Source organism: Trichococcus flocculiformis, from assembly GCF_900113645.1.
In the GTDB taxonomy this organism is placed as follows: domain Bacteria; phylum Bacillota; class Bacilli; order Lactobacillales; family Aerococcaceae; genus Trichococcus; species Trichococcus flocculiformis.
Map to the genome: position 1 here is coordinate 1 of NZ_FOQC01000008.1, position 17,500 is coordinate 17,500.

Sequence of the window (17,500 nt, forward strand, 5' to 3'; positions counted from 1 at the left end):
TACATTAACCATAACAGATAGGGGTTCTTTTTTCACACCTTTTGGGTGTGAAAGTGAAATAAAGAATACGTTGATAGAACAAGATTTCAAGGTGTTTTCTGAAAACCTATGAATAATTCAGGTAATAGCAAAGTCATTAATTGATTGAACTGAATTTTGACAATACTATTATTAATTATTCAAATATCTTTTCTACCTACTTTTTTGGATACGATATTCTCTAAGTCATGTTTAAAATCAGATAACGTCAAGTAGTGTTAAACATTGATTTGAGCCACGGATAAGTATTGAACGGATATCCTTTTACCTTCTGAAATATCGATTGGAAGTTAGCCAAGGTTAACTCGTGAAAAATTACCGCAAGATAAAAGTACTTATTTAGAACTTATCAAAGAAATTTGGAATCATACGGCAAGAGATTGATTTAGGCTGTTATTACATGTTGACTTGAATTTAAAAGTGAGTATTTCTTGCATTCCTGAATATAATTCACATGGGTAGGTACAAAATAAAGAGTCACAAATGTTGGTTTGTTTACTGACATTTGTGACTCTTTATTTTGCATTTTTAAACATGGGCTGGATGGCTGATGTTATCAAGAACAGAGAGTCGAAAAACACGGCCGCAACTCCTGCCAAGGGCCGTTCCCCCGGAGGAGACGGTCGAAATGTAATCTGATCGCCGGAGTACCCCTACAACTGGAGAAGAGCAGGAAAAACGGACCCGTTCCTCCGGTTACCCTACAAAGATTCACAATCCCGCCTCACTTTTCTTTCAAAATAAAATAACCATGGTTACGCTTCATTTTTTATTTTCATAATCAAAAGCACGATATTTACGAATTAAAGTATCAAGAAGGCACAACATATTGTGGAAGAACGGGACAGTAAGGTATTCTATTGGAAATTCAGAAAGTAATGAATTTAAGAAATGTGGGAGGAGGGAATAAAATGTCAAGTTTCTTTAGTTGGGATCTAGTGTGGGAGTTTTTTCCAAAAATTCTCAGTGCGTTGCCCGTGACGTTGTTGATTGTAGGCATTGCGACTCTTGTAGGCTTGGTGTTAGGAAGTTTTATTGCGTTCATACGGGTGGAAAAAATACCGATACTGAATCAACTAGCTGCAGTATTTGTTTCCTTTATTCGCGGGACGCCGATTCTTGTCCAGCTATACATCGTTTATTACGGTGTGCCCAGCCTCTTACAGGCGATCCAAATGGATGTGTCATCATGGGACAAAATTATTTTCATCTATATTACGTACGGATTGAATACCGCAGCGTTTCAATCAGAGACCATTCGAGCCGCAATCTTGAGTGTACCGACTACGCAGAAGGAAGCCAGCATCGCATGTGGATTGACGAAGTCGCAAATGTACCTGCGTGTTATTCTTCCGCAAGTTGTTGTCGTGGCGTTACCCTCGTTTGGCACAACGACCGTCGCGTTGTTGCAGGATACATCTTTGGCATTTACGATCGGGATCGTGGATGTGGTTGGGAAAGCGCGGGCCATTGGTGCCGTAACCTACCACACATTGGAAGGATATGTAGGCGCGGCAATCCTGTTCATTACGTTGAGCGTTATTCTTGAAAGAGTCTTTGACGTGTTGGAGAAACGGATGAATTTCACCGAAGCAAAAAAATCGTTGTTCCAACTGCCCAGATTATTCCTTAATAAAAATAAAGAGGTTCAATTGAAAAAGGTTCAAAAAATCGAGACAAATTTGAAGGAGGATTTATTATGAAAAAATCAACAGTGGGTTTTGGAGCAAGTTTATTGATGGCAGGGGTTATCTTGGCTGGGTGCGGCAGCGGCTCTGCTGAAACCGAGAGTGCAGCAGACAGCGGGGCAACAGAGATCAAAGTAGGTACAGGGAATGAAGCTCTGCCTTATGCTTATTTGGATGAAAATGGCGAATACGATGGCTATGATGTCGCTGTAGTGAAAGCCATTGATGAAAAACTGACGGAGTACACGTTCACATTTGAAGGAGCGGACTTCCCGACAACTTTGTCGAATCTGGAGAGCGGCAAAGTTGAGATGGCGGCCTATGAATATGAAGTGAACGCAGAGCGCCAAGAAAAATTCGTCTATGGGGATGTCGGTTACGTGGTATGGGATACCTACATCGTTTCGGATCCGGATGCAGGAGCGGTTTATGAGTCCTTCGACGATCTTGCCGGCAAAAAAGTCTACGCCACAACGGCAACGAACCAAGCAGCGATGGCTGAAACCTACTTAGAAGAAAACCCGGGTGCTTTCGAATTGGTTTATGGCGAATATAACAATGAGCAGATTGTCCAAGCAATCACTTCCGGAGCAGTGGACGCGAGCTTAGCGCCGAAATATCAAGTCGACAACTGGAACAAATCCTTCAGCGAAAATTTAGCGATTGGCAGTGAACCAGTCCACAACTCAGATGCATACCTGCTGTTCAACAAAGAAACCGACCAAGCCTTCATTGATGCCGTGAATACAGCGTTAGAGGAATTAAAAGCGGATGGAACCATTAAAGAACTTTCCGAAGAATATCTAGATGGTGATTACGTGCCAGAATAAGAAAGGATGAGGGCCATGAGTTTCAAATTTGAGGTGATGATCCAATCATTGCAAGTAGCAAGCCAATACATTGGCACAACATTATTCATGGCCATCACAGCGATCGTCATCGGCGTTATTTTAGGGTTAGGGATAGCGCTGATCCGGCTGTATCGCATCAAAGGACTGAGCCAGTTTTTCCAAGTGGTTGTCACTTTGTTGAAAGGCATTCCCATGGTATTGATCATTCTCGCGCTTTACCTGATCGCTTCCAAACAGTTTGATGTTTGGTCGGAATCCATGAACTGGTCGCTGCGGTTCAGGGATTTCAACATGGTTTGGATCGCCATTTCCGCACTGAGCCTGTTGGCCACGATCAACAGCAGCGAGATTTTCCGCGGGGCCTTCGCGGCTATCAAAAAAGGCCAGTTCGATGCTGCCAAATCGATGGGCATGACCAACCTGCAGACAATCCGCCGGGTGCTGCTTCCCCAGGCAATCCCGATTTCATTACCGATGTTCAGCAATTTATTGATCAGCTTGATTAAGGCTTCATCCTTAGCCTCGATGGTCAGTGTCGTCGATGTCTTTGCAGCCGCGAAAATCACTGCTCAGCAAAACTACCGGTTCCTGGAAGCCTATGTGGCGGTTGCGGTCATCTACTGGGGCATCAGTCTAGTGATCGAGAAAGGTGCGCAAATGCTTGAACAGCGCATGACCCGTAAATTGAGGAGGGCGATTTTATGATGGAAGTACGCAATATCCACAAACGCTTCGGCAAGCAGGAAGTCCTCAAAGGCATCGATATGGATGTCGCCAAAGGGGAAGTTGTAACCCTTCTGGGGCCAAGCGGTTCCGGCAAAACGACTTTTCTCCGCTGTCTGAATTTTTTGGAACGGGCAGATGAAGGCAGCATTCTCCTGGGAGAGACCGAAACGATCGTTAACAAAGCGAATCCAAAAGAGATTTTGACGCATCAACGCCAAACCGCGATGGTCTTTCAAAATTATGCGTTGTTCCATAACAAGACAGCGCGCGAAAACATCGTGATGCCGCTGTTGCTGACGAAAAAAAGAACCAAGCAGGAAGCGTACGAAGTGGCGGATGCCTTGTTGGAACAAGTGGGACTGACAGAACGCAAAGATTTTTATCCCAGCCAATTATCCGGTGGCCAGCAGCAACGCATCGGAATTGCGCGTGCCTTGGCGCTGAATCCCAAAGTGATCTTGTTCGATGAACCGACCTCAGCGTTGGATCCGGAATTGGTCGGACAAACGCTGACGCTCCTGCGGGACATCGCAGAAACTGGCGCAACGATGGTGCTGGTGACGCATGAGATGAAATTCGCTTATGAAGTCTCGGACAAAATCGTCTTTATGGAAAACGGCCTAGTGGTTGAACAAGGGTCACCCAAAGCAGTGTTTGAACAAACAAAAGAAGAGCGGACCAAAGCCTTTTTGGCCCGTTTCACAACTCAAATGGCTAGATAGAGGAGGAAAACAGATGGGATATCGTTTCGCAAATCGTATGAAGGAACTGAAATCATCCCCTTTACGGGAGAATGCAAGTAAAAACATGGAGCTTAAAGATGTGATTTCATTTGCTTACGGCTTTCCGCCGGTGGAAGCTTTTCCGATGGAGACACTCCAAAAAATTTCGCAAAAATTATACACGGAAGTCGATCCGGAAACATTTTTGCAATATGGCGCGTCCGAAGGCTATCCCTTGTTGCGTAAGCTGGTCAAAGAACGGTTGGCGGCAACCGCTAATCTTCATAACGAAGAACAGGTGTTGATTACATCGGGTTCCACTCAAGCGATGGATATCGCAGTGAAAGTCCTGTGTGATGAGGGAGACGTCGTGTTGTGCGAAGAACAAACCTTTTCAGGGGCGGTGAATGCGATCAAAGGCTACGGAGCCATTCCTGTACCGATCCCGATGAACGTCTCAGAAGAATCCGTCGATTTGGAAGCACTGGAAGAGCTGTTGCGTTTTGATCAGCGCATCAAGTTCATCTACCTCATTCCCACGTTCCAAAATCCATTGGGGACATCGATCCCTCTGGAAAAACGCCAAGCGATCTACAGCTTGGCCCGAAAATATGATGTGCTGATATTCGAAGATGACCCTTACGGAGATCTCCTGTACTACGGCGATCCGATCATGAAGCTGAAGGAAATGGATACGGATGGGCGCGTCATGTACGCGGGTTCGTTTTCCAAAATTTTGGCACCGAGCGCACGCTTAGGATTCATTATGGCGCCGGATGCAATCATGGAAAAACTGGCTTTGGCCAAGCAAGTCTCCGATTCCCACACCAATTTTTACTGGCAAGTGATGTTAGCGGAATTCATGCAGAATCATCAGTTTGAAGAACATGTATCGGAGTTGAAGCTGTATTATAAGGGGAAATTTGAAGCAATGATTGCCGGTCTGGAAGCATTGCCTGAAGACAAAATTCAATTCATAAAACCGACCGGCGGCTATTTTATCTGCTGCAAAATGTCGGACGAATTGGATCCGGAGACATTCTATACGGCATTGGACGAAGCCAAAGTCGCCGTTATCCCGGGAAATATAATGAGCGTGGCGCAGGAAGGCTACGACCGTTATTTCCGCTTGAATTTCACCAAACCGACACTATCGGAAATCGTGGCCGGTGTCAAAGTAATCGGTGAAGCTTTGGAACAAGCGACACCCGCATCGTACAAACAAGTGATTTGAGGAGGTCAAATATGAGACTGATTTATTATGGAGTCAGCGCTGACGAAGAAAAATTCATCAAACGCTGGAGTTTCAGCAACAAAATACCCGTGACCATCATCAATGAAGGCATATCCAGTGAAAATGTCCATTTTGCCGGCCCCCACGATGGGGTCTGCCTGTATCCGAGTCCGGAAATGCGCCAAAGCGAGCTGCTCTACCGCAAGCTGCGGGAGCAAGGCATCCACCAATTGTCGATCAAATCCACAGGGGTGGATGGCGTCAACTTCGAATGGGCGCAGAAATACGGTTTGACCGTGACGAACGTTCCTTCCTACAGCCCCACTTCAGTCGGTCATTTTGCGATCATGTCCATTTTGATGGAGCTGCGGAATATCCCGACCGTGCTGCAAACAAATCCATCCCGCAAAACAACAATCGGTCGGGAACTGCAGGATGTGACGGTCGGCATCCTGGGGACAGGCCGCATCGGTTCTGTGGTCGCGGAAGGGATCCATGCTTTGGGCGGTCGTGTGATCGCCTCAAGCTCAAAAGAAAATCCGCGCTTGAAAGGGAAAGTCAGCTATGTTTCTTTTGAAGAACTGTTGGAAGAGTCGGATGTCCTTTCTATCCACATTCCTTTATCCGAAAATTCCACGCATCTTTTTTCTGAAGATACTTTTGAAAAAATGAAACCTGGTAGTTGCCTTGTGAACACAGCACGCGGAAAAATCGTCGACACCGAAGCGCTTATCCAAGCTTTGGCAACCGGAAAACTGGCGGGTGCGGCCTTGGATGCGTTGGAGGACGAGGAGAAATATTTTTCCATCGGTTGGGAAAAGAACCCGTATTATGCCCGCTTAATGGCCTTCCCGAATGTGCTGATCACACCGCATATTGCCTACCATACAGAATTGGCCGTGCAAGAAATTGTTGAGACCTCTTTGAACAATGCGCGGGATATCATAACAGCAGGAAGTTCGCGCAACACGATTTCACTTTGAGAACCAAAAGGAAGGAGGAGATGACGATGATCCAGGCGCAAATAACAGGACTGAAAAAAAGTTTCGGAAAGAACGTAATATTGAAAAACGTGGGTATGACCATCAATAAAGGCGAAGTTGTCTGCATTATCGGACCGAGCGGATCGGGAAAAACCACCTTCTTGCGTTGTTTGAATCTCTTGGAAAGGCCGGATGCAGGCATGTATGAACTCGGCGACCTTCGATATGACCTCAGTCGTATCGGTTCGCATCAGAGCCGGGAAATAGCCAGAAAAACAGCGATGGTTTTTCAATCCTATGAACTGTTCAGCCATATGACGGTTCTGCAAAATGTGATGGAAGGGTTGGTCACACCCCGGAAAGTCCCCAAGATACTGGCAGAAACAATTGCCACTTCCGTCTTGGAAAAGGTGGGCATGGCGGACAAAGCCGGGATGTATCCCAGTCAACTATCCGGAGGGCAGCAGCAACGGGTCGGCATTGCCCGTGCGATGGCGTTATCTCCAGAACTTCTGTTGTTCGATGAACCCACATCGGCCCTTGATCCAGAACTTGTCGGGGATGTGCTGCATGTGATGCGACAATTGGCCGACACGGGTCAAACGATGATCATCGTCACCCATGAGATGCAATTCGCACAAGAGGTGGCGGACAAAGTTGTTTTCATGGCGGATGGCGTAGTCGTTGAAGCAGGCACACCAGCGGAAGTTTTTGATGATCCTAAACAAGAGCGGACAAAACAATTTTTGATGCAAGTTCGTTTCAAAACAGCAGTCTGAGAGGGATGACAAGTGGAATATACGGAAGTAAAAAGCAAGATTTGGACCAAGGATTTCCTTTTGGTCAACAGCATCACGTTTTTGGCAATGACGGCAATCACGACCCAAATGGGAACGTTACCCCTCTACGTGACTGCCCTGGGTGGGTCTAAAGCGGTTGCCGGAAGCATCGTTGGTATATTAGGCATTTCGGCTTTATTTTTCCGCTTGCCGATCGGGATATTGTTGGACCGATACGGTCGCAGACTGTTGCTCACGATCGGGTTAGGCATTCTTTTCATCGATTTCGCCTTATTGAATGTACTGCAGACGCTCCTGATGCTGTTTTGTCTGCGTTTGATCCAAGGAATCGGCAACAGCATCCAAGCGACAAGCGCAGCGACGATGGCGGCGGATTTGATCCCAAAGGAACAGTTATCCGTCGGCTTAGGCTACTTCAGCATCGCCCAAGCAGTCCCTAGCGCAATCGGACCTTTGCTGGGGTTGGCGGTGGTGGAAACATACGGATTCCAGGCCTTGTTTCGGGTGGCGCTATTGTTGACAAGTGTCGCTTTTGGTTTAAGTTTTTTCTTGAGTGCGGAGTCGCCAAGAACGCTATTTTTTGGAGAAAAAGCAAAGCCGAAGGGCGGAGCTGCTGAAGCACTGTCCCTCATAAAGAATCGGGGCGTTATGTTTCCGAGTCTGATCATGTTTCTGATTTGCTTCGCGAATTCCGGCGTCATCGCCTTTATCGCGCAGTTTGCAATCGAAAAGAATATAAGCGGAGCCGGCTACTACTTTACGGTGATGACGGTCATCACGGTTCTGATCCGTTTTCTCTTCCCCCGTATGATGAATCGCATCAATCAAACGTTTTTGATTTGCGGCAGCATACTCAGTATCAGTGCAGCGTTTGGGATACTTGCTTATGCCGATGATCTTGTCCATCTTCTTTTAGCGGCTACTCTTTATGGAATCGGCTTTGCCAGTTTGCTGCCGGTCATGAATACGATTGTTTTGCAAAGTATTTCAGACCAAGAACGCGGACGCGCGATAGCGATTTTCTCGGCAGCTCTGGATGTAGCGTACGGCGGCGGGGCAATGCTTTGGGGCATCATCGCCAGTGTGTTCGGGTTTCAAGTCATGTACCTCTTCTGTGGAGGATTCGGACTGGCAGCGCTGTTTGTGTACCTATTTTTTGATGGCAGGAAGAAGCAAATGTTATAAAGCATGACACATCTTGTGAGCCCCACCTTGCAACTCTTATCATTTCTTACTAAAATTAAGAAAATGATGAGAATTGTTAGGATGGAGGGGTCATTATGGATGCATTAGATCGGAAAATTTTGAATATCATGCAAAAAAACAGCAGGATTACTGTCAAACAGATTGCAGAGGAATGTTTCATTTCGTCACCTTCCGTATCTGTGCGTTTGCAGAATTTGGAAGGTCTTGGATATATTCGTACCTATCAAGCTATTCTGGACCATCAGAAATTAGGCTTTTTAATCAAGGCATATGTGAATTGTGCAGTCCCGGCAAAGGATAAAAAAGATTTTTACCGTTACATCGAAGAAATCCCCAATGTTGTGGAATGCGACTGCATTACCGGTGACTACTCAATGTTATTGAAAGTCTACTATTCCAACACGATCGAACTTGACGAATTCATTAACGACCTGCAACGCTTCGGCGATACCAAAACGCATATAGTCTTTTCAACAAATGTTGGTCCCCGTGGCCTTCAGATTCAAGTAAACGAATAAGCAAAAACGCCGAGAATCATTTTCGGCGTTTTGCTTATTTTTTTTGTTTTTGGGGGGAGCCGTACCTCCGGGGAGCGACCATCTCGCCGGAGAACAATACCGAAAATCGACATGCATCTCCGATGAAGCCCGTTCCACCGGAGGTGGGCGGGGAAAATGAGGTCTGATCTCCTGAGAGGGCTTCTTCGCCGGCGGACGCCGGTTCAACGGTAACTTTGCCACCTGTTATAAAATTACAAAAAATCCCCAAACGTTGAATTAACAATGTTTAGGGATTTTTATCTTCAGTGGGACTGGTTTTTAATGGAGCTATTTCAATTTCAATAGTTCTTCTTTTTGTGACCAAGGCTGGATATCAATTTGCAATGCTTGTGCTGCTGTAATGGCTTTATCCGGAATTTTGTTATCAATATCATTGGCGACCAAAATATAGCGAACTTGGTTCTTACTGGTTTTTCTTTTTTTATTCAGATCATCGTATATGAAGCCTTCTTTTGTAACGTCCCCGAATGATAGATTGTTAATGAACTGTATCAATATTTCAGGCCGGGATTTTGTAGGCCCGAGACTGTAATCTATTTGATGTTCTAGCCCAGAATCACCAGTCATTTTGATATCAAAATTCCCGCCTAATTCATTGTCGAATAAATACTGTTTGGCTTCTTCGTTGAACAAGCTGATGATGTTCGGTTTTGAAAGGAGAACCATATCATAGATGCGCAAAATTGCTTGAACAAGATTATGTTTTTTTAAAGGAAAATCTTTTATGGTTGCTTCAACGTATAAAATGTCATCGTCCAACTGGATTCCGAAGTTGGATAAGGTATTATGAATTAATTTTTGACGCGTATTAGTCTTGATGTCCAAGCCATACATTGCAAGTTCATTGAAGGTATTTCCATCATCAGAAATTCGGATCGTGTTGTTTGCTTTCAATTCAATGTATAATCTGATTCGATCATTTAAGTGGTTGACAAAAGGAGTGACAATTTCATCAGCGTTTTCCAGTTGTTTGATTGAATATTTGTTTTTGAACCAGTCCACGTAATCGCTTATCAACTGTTGGGATGTGTTGGGCATATTGTCCGACTCCTTTCATTTTCTATGTCAATGGTAGTGTTGTATTTTTTATATCAACGTTATTATATAATAGAAATGCAACTAAACTGTCATGCAGTTCATTTATGATTTCTTCGTCACTAATTTTATTTAGTGGTTCAACCTGGGTGCCATTATAATGATATTCATCAAAAATATGGACGTGAGGCGTGTCTATGTCAATTCCATTCAAACCTACATGCGGGGGCCCGGTCATATCTAGCCTTACCATTAATCCATGTCTTTTTGAACGCATAAGGTAGGTGAGATTGTCGATATTTAAATGGCCTTTTCGATTGATAAGCATATCGAATTTATCGTTTACTAATTCTGGGCTCTTTAAATGATGGTGATTTTGACTACCGATATGAGGGAATTCCAATATCTGTTTTTCCAGTATCTTAAGACAATTAAACAACTCGTTGAAAAGTGCCTGTTCCAAATTCCAGTCATCTCCATCTTGTCAGTGACAATTCGTATTTTTGTGATTAAATGTAAGAGTACTACCAGCTTCAACGTAAATTTCACTATCATGAGCGATTCTTAAGCAAACAAACCCTTAAAAATACTATTCTTCGTTGCAATCATTCATTACGATAACTATATCATTTTCTTCTTCACTTGTCGTTGATGATAAATGAGTTAATCTACCTTTTTAAAGGCAAACATTTTACAGATCAGTTATTTACTTCACTATTATTAAAATACGGAAATACCTGCAAAAGAGTTAGATCGGATTATCATTTGGATTGAATAATGTTATGGGATAAATTTGAATGTTCTCCCCACAAATAAGCAGATCTAAAGGATTTAAACAGAGAAGCATAAGCGATTTGAAAGGAGCCTAAGTATGCTAAACAATAAATTGGGAACTACGAACCTAGTCGAATTAGCAAAAGCGGAAGAACGAATCAGTAAAGCCAATGCTAAACGTTTGTATGATTCTGGCGATATCAATAATCTGGAAATCGGGACATACAAAGGTTTGGCAGATATTCATAACTATTTGTTTGCTGATATTTATGACTTTGCGGGGAAGACCCGTACCGTGAATATTTCGAATGGAAACTTCAGATTTGCACCCGTCATGTACTTGGAGGTTTCTTTGAATCACATTGACAGTATGCCACAATCCGCTATCGAGGAAATCGTGGCGAAATATGTTGAAATGAACATTGCACACCCTTTTCGTGAAGGAAATGGACGCAGCACACGCATCTGGTTGGACTTGATTCTGAAGAAAGAACTGGGAAAGGTTGTAGACTGGAACCTGATCGACAAAGATAATTATCTGTCAGCCATGGAACGCAGCCCCGTCAACGATCTGGAAATCAGATATTTGATCAATAATGCCTTGACTACGTCAATTGATGATAGGGAAGTCTATATGAAAGGTATTGACGTCAGTTATTATTACGAGGGGTGTACGGAATATACTACTGATGATTTATAAAGGAGCATGTGTCCTCATCTCCGATGAAGGTCTACTCGCTGGAGCTGGATGGGAAAGCGGGAATCCGGTTAGTCGACAGATGAGCGGGCTCTCGGGTATTCGGGACACCGTCCTGGGCTGGCCCCCGAGAGAAAAGCATTCTGTCTGTTTTATTGTGTTTTTCGGTATACGATTAGTCGACAGATGAGCGTACTCTCGGATGTTTTGGATACCCTCATGGAAAATGGAAGCTGTCCTCCGGCAAGAGCCTTCTCACCAGAGCAAAATGATTAATCCCGAAAATCCGAAAGAAATAGTAAACTTTTCGATTTTTCTGGTGTTTAAATTCTCCAAGAGTAAAGGAACTTTCTGCTAATCATGGTATTATGGAAATATTAAGTAACGCAGGAGGCGATAGAGTGGTAAAAACAAATCCAGTATTGATTGTTTTATTCGGAGCGACAGGTGATTTAGCTCAAAGAAAGTTATATCCTTCATTTTTCCGATTGTTTCGAAGTGGTGCGTTGGCAGAACGTTTCGCAGTGATCGGGACGGCAAGAAGAGAATGGAGCGACGCGCATTTTCGGGATGTTGTTTCGGATTCTATTCAATCATTCCAGCCGACAGACGCGGAAAAAGCTGCCTTTTTAAGCCACTTTTATTATCGTGCGCATGATGTTTCCGATGTGGAGCATTATGTTCACCTCAAAGAGTTGGCTGACAAATTGGATGACAAGTATGATTTAGAACAGAACCGCATGTATTATTTGGCGATGGCACCGCAATTTTTCGGACCGATCGTGACGCATCTGAAAGGGCAACAAATCGTGACGGACAAAGGTTTCAACCGCGTCGTCATCGAAAAGCCATTCGGGATGGATTATGCATCAGCCGAAAAATTGAACAATGAAATCACAAAAGTGTTCCCGGAAGAGGATATTTTCAGGATCGACCACTATTTGGGCAAAGAAATGATCCAAAATATTTTGGCCGTGCGTTTAACGAATCCGTTCCTTGAACCCTCGTGGAATCGTGAGTACATCGAAAATGTTCAGATCACTTTTTCCGAAGAACTGGGCGTGGAAGAACGCGGTGGCTACTATGACCACAGCGGCGCCCTGAAAGATATGGTCCAAAACCATATTCTGCAAGTACTGTCTTTGTTGGCGATGGAACCATTAGCTTCCGTATCGGATGCAAATATCCAAACAGCGAAGATTAAAGCCCTGAATGATGTGCGTGTCTATTCACCGGAAGAAGTCCGCGAAAACTTCGTGAGAGCGCAGTATGCGGCAGGCCGTTTGGGTGATGATGGATTTGTTGCCTATCAAGAAGAGCCGAATGTCGCAAGCGATTCGAGGACGGAAACGTTTGTAGCCGGGAAGTTCATGGTGGATAATCCACGCTGGAAGGGTGTGCCTTTCTATGTGCGCACCGGCAAACGGATGACGGAAAAAGGAACGCGCGTCAATATCGTTTTCAAAAAAGTTCCCGTTAATCCGTTTGATGCTGAAAAAGATGTCCCGGCGAACGATCTGACCATCTACATCCAACCAACGGAAGGCTTTGCTTTGACCATGAACCGGAAAGAAATCGGTCAAGGATTCAATACGCAGCCGATCAAATTGGAATACCGCCACGACAGCGAAATGATGGAAAATACTCCGGAAGCTTATGAACGTCTGACTTACGATGTTATTTTGGGTGATGCAACCAACTTTGCGCGTTGGGAAGAAGTTGCACAATCCTGGAGAATCATTGACGCAATCCGCGAAACGTGGGACAGCGACAATGAAGAAATTCCGAAGTATGCGGCAAGGACAATGGGACCAAAAGAAGCATTTGATTTGTTGAAAAAAGAAAAGCACGAGTGGGTCTGGACACCGGATGAGTGGTACCGCGAACGCGGATTGTTGAAGGAATAGATCCGGAATCGATGTGGGGCGGGCTCTCCTCCGGTGAAGGGCTGCTTGCCGGAGGAGAACAGAGATACCGGTACCGTTCTGCGGTGTAGACCGGTAAACCGTAGAACAGCATAACGAACGGGATCGCATCTCCGACCAAAGACCCTTCACCGGAGAACAGAGTAGTAAACGATAGTCACCAAGTAACAGAGGAGTGCTCACCAACCAGTTGAGCACTCCTTTTTGTGTTTTCCGGTAATGATGGGTTCAAATATGAAGACGAATTCCCGTCGAGAGCCTGTTTACCGGAGGACACCGCTCAACAGATAGCCAAATTTTCTGAATTTCCAGCTACTGTTTCTTGACTTCACCTCCAGGTTAAGGAGTAAGGTTCTAGTAAGCCTAAAAAAGCACCCGGTGGTATAATAAAAATGGATAAACAGTTGTCGGATGCAGAAAACCGTTTTTCGATTCTTTATTGATACTCCGGGTCAGAATGGAAAGGATGAAGATAATGGCAATCACAGACAAAGTAGTAATCATCACGGGAGCTTCTTCAGGGATCGGCGAGGCGACAGCCCGACTGTTAGCGAGCAAAGGAGCAAAGTTGGTTTTGGGAGCGCGCAGAGAAGACAAATTGCAGACGCTTGTTGATGAAATCGTCCAGGCTGGCGGAGAAGCTGTTTACCACGTTACGGATGTCACCAAAATCGAAGACAACAAAAAACTGGTTGACCTGGCAAAAGAAAAATTCGGCAAAGTGGATGTCATCTTCCTGAATGCCGGCGTGATGCCGAACTCGCCGTTATCGAAGTTAAAAACAAAGGATTGGCATCTGATGGTGGACGTCAACATCAAAGGCGTTCTGAACGGGATCGAAGCGGTCCTCCCAGAATTCACGAAACAAAAATCCGGTCACGTGATCACCACCTCGTCCGTCGCGGGTCTTAAAGCCTATCCGGGCGGAGCGGTTTATGGCGCCACGAAATGGGCAGTCCGCGATCTGATGGAAGTGTTGCGCATGGAATCTGCGATGGAAGGCACCAACATCAGAACAGCCACGATCTATCCGGCCGCCATCAACACTGAATTGCTGGAAACGATCAGCGACGATAAAATGGCCAAAGACATGGGAATCATCTACAAACAATACGGCATCAGCCCGGATCGCGTAGCCAATGTTGTCGCCTTCGCGATCGACCAGCCTGAGGATACGAACGTCAACGAATTTACAATCGGACCGACGATTCAACCTTGGTGATAAAAGTCAGTAACAGCAAGCCTTCTGCGCCCAACTGAAAGGGGTGCGGCAGGCTTGCTTTATAGTTTTTTTCGAATGTTACCGGGGGAACTCTCCTCCGGTGAAAGAATGCTTGGACGGAGGAGAGCGTCAAAAACGACTCTGTTCTCCGTCCAGCGTCTCCCCGCCGGAGCAGAGCGACGTGATCGGTATCGTAGCTCCGGCCACACCCGCCTTGCCGGAGGACAGCGCAAGAACGGACAGCCAATTCCGGCCACCCCCAAAGCTCACACCAACTAAACAACAAGAATGAAAGTAAGCACAAAATATATCACAAAATAATTGACAACCATCCATCATTCTTGTATATTTATTAAAAATATATGAAACTTTGATGAGATAAGTAGCTGGGAAAGGAACCACAGAGAGTCTGCGAATGGTGAGAGCAGATGTTTCGGAATCAGCGAAAATGGTCTTTGAGTTATCACGTGTGAGGGAAACTTAGCAAGTGACGGGTACGCCCGATAGCGCGTGAAGGGATGACAGTCCCTTGCTGAGATAATCTTTTTGATTATGAACAAAGGTGGTAACGCGAGCAATCGCCCTTTCAATAGGGGGAGTGCTTTTTTTTATATATTTTAATACATATTTTGGAGGGGAAAATTTATGGAGCAATCATTTGTAAGGGAAATGACATCAAAACATTTAGTTATGCTTTCATTGGGTGGAGTTATAGGAACCGGAATCTTTTTGAGTTCGGGGTATTTGATTCAAACGACAGGTTCGATCGGAACCATCATTGCGTATTTGATCGGAGCGTTTTTGGTGACGCTGGTCATGATGTGTTTGGGCGAATTGTCGGTCCACGAGCCTAGCACAAGTTCGTTCCACAACTACGCTTCAAAATATATCCATCCCGGAGCAGGCTTTGTGGTGGCATGGCTTTATTGGCTGACGTGGACAGTGGCATTGGGTTCACAATTCATCACCTTGGCGATTTTATCGCAACGCTGGTTCCCTGGCATTCCCGCATGGATTTGGTGCATCTTTTATATCGGCATTATTTTACTTTCCAATATTATTGATGTGCGGTGGTTTTCCGTCAGCGAATTTTGGATGTCATTGATCAAAGTACTCGCACTGGCTATTTTCCTTGTCCTGGGGCTGGGCGGCATTTTTGGATTTATACCGATTCAGGGCAATGAATCAGCACCACTTTTCAGCCATCTGACGGAAAATGGTTGGTTCCCCAAAGGCGCAGGCTCCGTTTTCTTGGCGATACTGTCGGCTAACTTCGCTTTTTCAGGTGCGGAATTGATCGGCGTAGCCGCTGGCGAAACGTCGGACCCCAAGAAAAATATCCCGAAAGCGATCCTGCAGACAATCGTCATTCTGGTAGTCCTTTTCATCGGGACGATTGTTGTGATCGGTGCGCTGCTTCCGGATTCTGCGGCTAATTTGGATGAAAGTCCGGTGACCGTCATCCTGAATGTGATGGGCATCCCATACGCCGCAGATATCATGAACCTCGTCCTGATCACTGTCGTTCTTTCCGGCGCAAACTCCGGGGTCTACGCCGCATCGAGAATGCTGTGGTCATTGGCCAATGCAGGGACGTTGCCGAAACGTTTCGCGAAATTATCCAAACGCGGGTTGCCGATCTACGGGTTGCTTCTGACCATTCTTGGCGGACTCCTCTCCCTGTTTTCCAGCATCTATTCCGCGGACACCGTTTACCTGGCTTTGGTTTCCATCTCAGCATTCGCAGTCGTGGCTGTTTGGTTGAGCATCGCTTGGGCACAACTGAATTTCCGCAAGCACTATCTGAAATCGGGGCATAAGCTCGATGCGTTGGATTACAAAACGCCATTCTACCCGATCGTTCCCTGGCTCGTGATTATCCTTTGCTCCGTTTCGATCATCGGCATCGCTTTTGATCCGAACCAGCGGATTGCCTTGATCATCGGTATTCCATTCACGATTTTGTGCTTCTTTTATTACCAATTATTCTTCAGTAAAAAGGCTTCCGTAGCAATCGAGAATCAAGAAGTAGGTGAGCTTTCCGATGAATTTTAAAGAGTGGCAAAAAGATCAAAAAGTGATCCTTATCGATGGTTCCATGTCCCTGGGGCTTGAAGAGCAAGGGTTGGACCTGAATGATAAGTTATGGACTGCGAAAGCATTAGTGAACGAACCGGATAAAATCGAAAAAGTGCATCAGAACTATTACGATGCCGGGGCAAACATTGCCATCACATCGAGCTACCAAGCGACGGTAACCGGGTTTGAGCGGTTAGGTTACACTACCAAGGAAAGCCGAACTTTGATCAAAAAAACGGTCGAGCTTGCAAAACAGGCACAAGCGAAAAGCCAAGGCACCCAAGAAAAATGGGTGGCAGCTTCGGTCGGGCCATACGGAGCTTACTTGGCAGACGGCTCCGAATACCGGGGCAATTATGGACTGGCGCAAACCGAATTGGTTGATTTCCACCGCGAAAGGCTAGAGTTGCTGCTGGAAGCAGAGCCTGATCTGCTGGCCATCGAAACCATTCCGGACATAACGGAAATTCAGGCCATTATTGAATTGTTGGCCCAACATCCCAAAGCTTCAGCCTGGCTGACGGTAACCTTGAAGGACGCACACCATTTATGTGACGGGACCGATTTGCGTGTTTTCCAGCTATTGGCAGAGTCTTCCGAGCAAATCATTGCCTATGGCGTCAATTGCGTGCAGCCGGATTTAGTTTTTCCGGCCTTGGAATATCTGGAGGAAATTGCGACAAAGTCTTTGGTCGCTTATCCAAACTCGGGAGCGATCTACGATCCCGCCACAAAAGTATGGACGCACAGTCATGCGGTTGATGAAGTATTCTCTAACGAAGCTTTGAAGTGGCACGAGTCAGGATGCAAATGGATCGGCGGCTGTTGCTGCACATCATTCAAAGAAATCAGTCTATTGAAGGAAACCTTTTCCGCAATTCTTTAGTTGGAATAAACATAATAAAATAAACCCATCATCCTTTATGAAAAATAAGAGGATGATGGGTTTTGTGTCTTTT

General features: G+C 45.3%; 16 protein-coding genes and 1 other annotated feature. Of the genes, 14 read left to right on the forward strand and 2 right to left on the reverse strand.

The window, feature by feature from the left end; all coding sequences use genetic code 11:
- Positions 1-950: 950 nt before the first annotated feature.
- From BMZ71_RS04895 to BMZ71_RS04935, 9 genes are all read left to right on the forward strand, one after another.
- The gene (locus tag BMZ71_RS04895; RefSeq protein ID WP_086988798.1) at positions 951-1,742 is read left to right on the forward strand and encodes an amino acid ABC transporter permease; all 792 of its coding nucleotides are present in this window, start codon (positions 951-953) and stop codon (positions 1,740-1,742) included.
- A complete protein-coding gene (locus BMZ71_RS04900; protein ID WP_086988797.1) occupies positions 1,739-2,557 on the forward strand; it encodes a transporter substrate-binding domain-containing protein in 819 nt (272 codons plus the stop codon). Before BMZ71_RS04895 ends, BMZ71_RS04900 begins: the two co-directional genes overlap by 4 nt.
- A gap of 15 nt (positions 2,558-2,572) precedes the next feature.
- Positions 2,573-3,283 carry an amino acid ABC transporter permease gene (locus BMZ71_RS04905; protein WP_086988796.1) on the forward strand — a complete coding sequence of 237 codons (711 nt, stop codon included), beginning with the start codon at positions 2,573-2,575 and terminating at the stop codon, positions 3,281-3,283.
- A complete protein-coding gene (locus BMZ71_RS04910; RefSeq protein WP_068561119.1) occupies positions 3,280-4,026 on the forward strand; it encodes an amino acid ABC transporter ATP-binding protein in 747 nt (248 codons plus the stop codon). The genes BMZ71_RS04905 and BMZ71_RS04910 overlap by 4 nt, the downstream gene beginning before the upstream one ends.
- 13 nt (positions 4,027-4,039) lie before the next feature.
- Positions 4,040-5,260 (forward strand): aminotransferase-like domain-containing protein, encoded by a 1,221-nt coding sequence (locus BMZ71_RS04915; RefSeq protein ID WP_068561120.1) that lies wholly within the window; start codon positions 4,040-4,042, stop codon positions 5,258-5,260.
- Positions 5,261-5,271: 11 nt separating this feature from the next.
- Positions 5,272-6,243 carry an NAD(P)-dependent oxidoreductase gene (locus tag BMZ71_RS04920; protein ID WP_086988795.1) on the forward strand — a complete coding sequence of 324 codons (972 nt, stop codon included), beginning with the start codon at positions 5,272-5,274 and terminating at the stop codon, positions 6,241-6,243.
- Between the two features lie 26 nt (positions 6,244-6,269).
- Positions 6,270-7,022, forward strand: a complete 753-nt coding sequence (locus BMZ71_RS04925; RefSeq protein WP_086988794.1) for an amino acid ABC transporter ATP-binding protein — start codon at positions 6,270-6,272, stop codon at positions 7,020-7,022.
- 12 nt (positions 7,023-7,034) lie between these two features.
- Positions 7,035-8,228 (forward strand): MFS transporter, encoded by a 1,194-nt coding sequence (locus BMZ71_RS04930; RefSeq protein WP_086988793.1) that lies wholly within the window; start codon positions 7,035-7,037, stop codon positions 8,226-8,228.
- Between the two features lie 95 nt (positions 8,229-8,323).
- Complete coding sequence (locus BMZ71_RS04935; RefSeq protein WP_068561124.1) at positions 8,324-8,767, forward strand: Lrp/AsnC family transcriptional regulator; 444 nt, start codon at positions 8,324-8,326, stop codon at positions 8,765-8,767.
- 309 nt (positions 8,768-9,076) lie between these two features.
- Here BMZ71_RS04935 and BMZ71_RS04940 read toward each other — a convergent pair whose 3' ends face one another.
- Together BMZ71_RS04940 and BMZ71_RS04945 are read right to left on the reverse strand one after the other, a co-directional pair.
- Positions 9,077-9,847, reverse strand: a complete 771-nt coding sequence (locus BMZ71_RS04940) for a DUF1828 domain-containing protein (protein WP_086988792.1) — start codon at positions 9,845-9,847, stop codon at positions 9,077-9,079.
- Positions 9,848-9,869: 22 nt separating this feature from the next.
- A complete protein-coding gene (locus BMZ71_RS04945) occupies positions 9,870-10,307 on the reverse strand; it encodes a DUF6978 family protein (RefSeq protein ID WP_086988791.1) in 438 nt (145 codons plus the stop codon).
- Positions 10,308-10,715: 408 nt separating this feature from the next.
- Between BMZ71_RS04945 and fic the strand changes: the two genes are divergently transcribed.
- The 5 genes from fic (at position 10,716) to mmuM (ending at position 17,427) form a co-directional block, all read left to right on the forward strand.
- Positions 10,716-11,318, forward strand: a complete 603-nt coding sequence (fic, locus tag BMZ71_RS04950) for a protein adenylyltransferase Fic (RefSeq protein WP_086988790.1) — start codon at positions 10,716-10,718, stop codon at positions 11,316-11,318.
- 365 nt (positions 11,319-11,683) lie between these two features.
- Positions 11,684-13,222 (forward strand): glucose-6-phosphate dehydrogenase, encoded by a 1,539-nt coding sequence (gene zwf, locus BMZ71_RS04955; RefSeq protein WP_086988789.1) that lies wholly within the window; start codon positions 11,684-11,686, stop codon positions 13,220-13,222.
- Positions 13,223-13,715: 493 nt separating this feature from the next.
- On the forward strand, positions 13,716-14,462 hold the full coding sequence (locus BMZ71_RS04960; RefSeq protein WP_086988788.1) for an SDR family oxidoreductase: 747 nt from the start codon (positions 13,716-13,718) through the stop codon (positions 14,460-14,462).
- Positions 14,463-14,823: 361 nt separating this feature from the next.
- Positions 14,824-15,051: a binding site (T-box leader), on the forward strand.
- Between the two features lie 56 nt (positions 15,052-15,107).
- Positions 15,108-16,517 (forward strand): amino acid permease, encoded by a 1,410-nt coding sequence (locus BMZ71_RS04965; RefSeq protein ID WP_086988787.1) that lies wholly within the window; start codon positions 15,108-15,110, stop codon positions 16,515-16,517.
- Positions 16,507-17,427: a homocysteine S-methyltransferase gene (gene mmuM, locus BMZ71_RS04970; protein WP_086988786.1), complete on the forward strand. Its 921-nt coding sequence runs from the start codon at positions 16,507-16,509 to the stop codon at positions 17,425-17,427. The genes BMZ71_RS04965 and mmuM overlap by 11 nt, the downstream gene beginning before the upstream one ends.
- Positions 17,428-17,500: the final 73 nt, after the last annotated feature.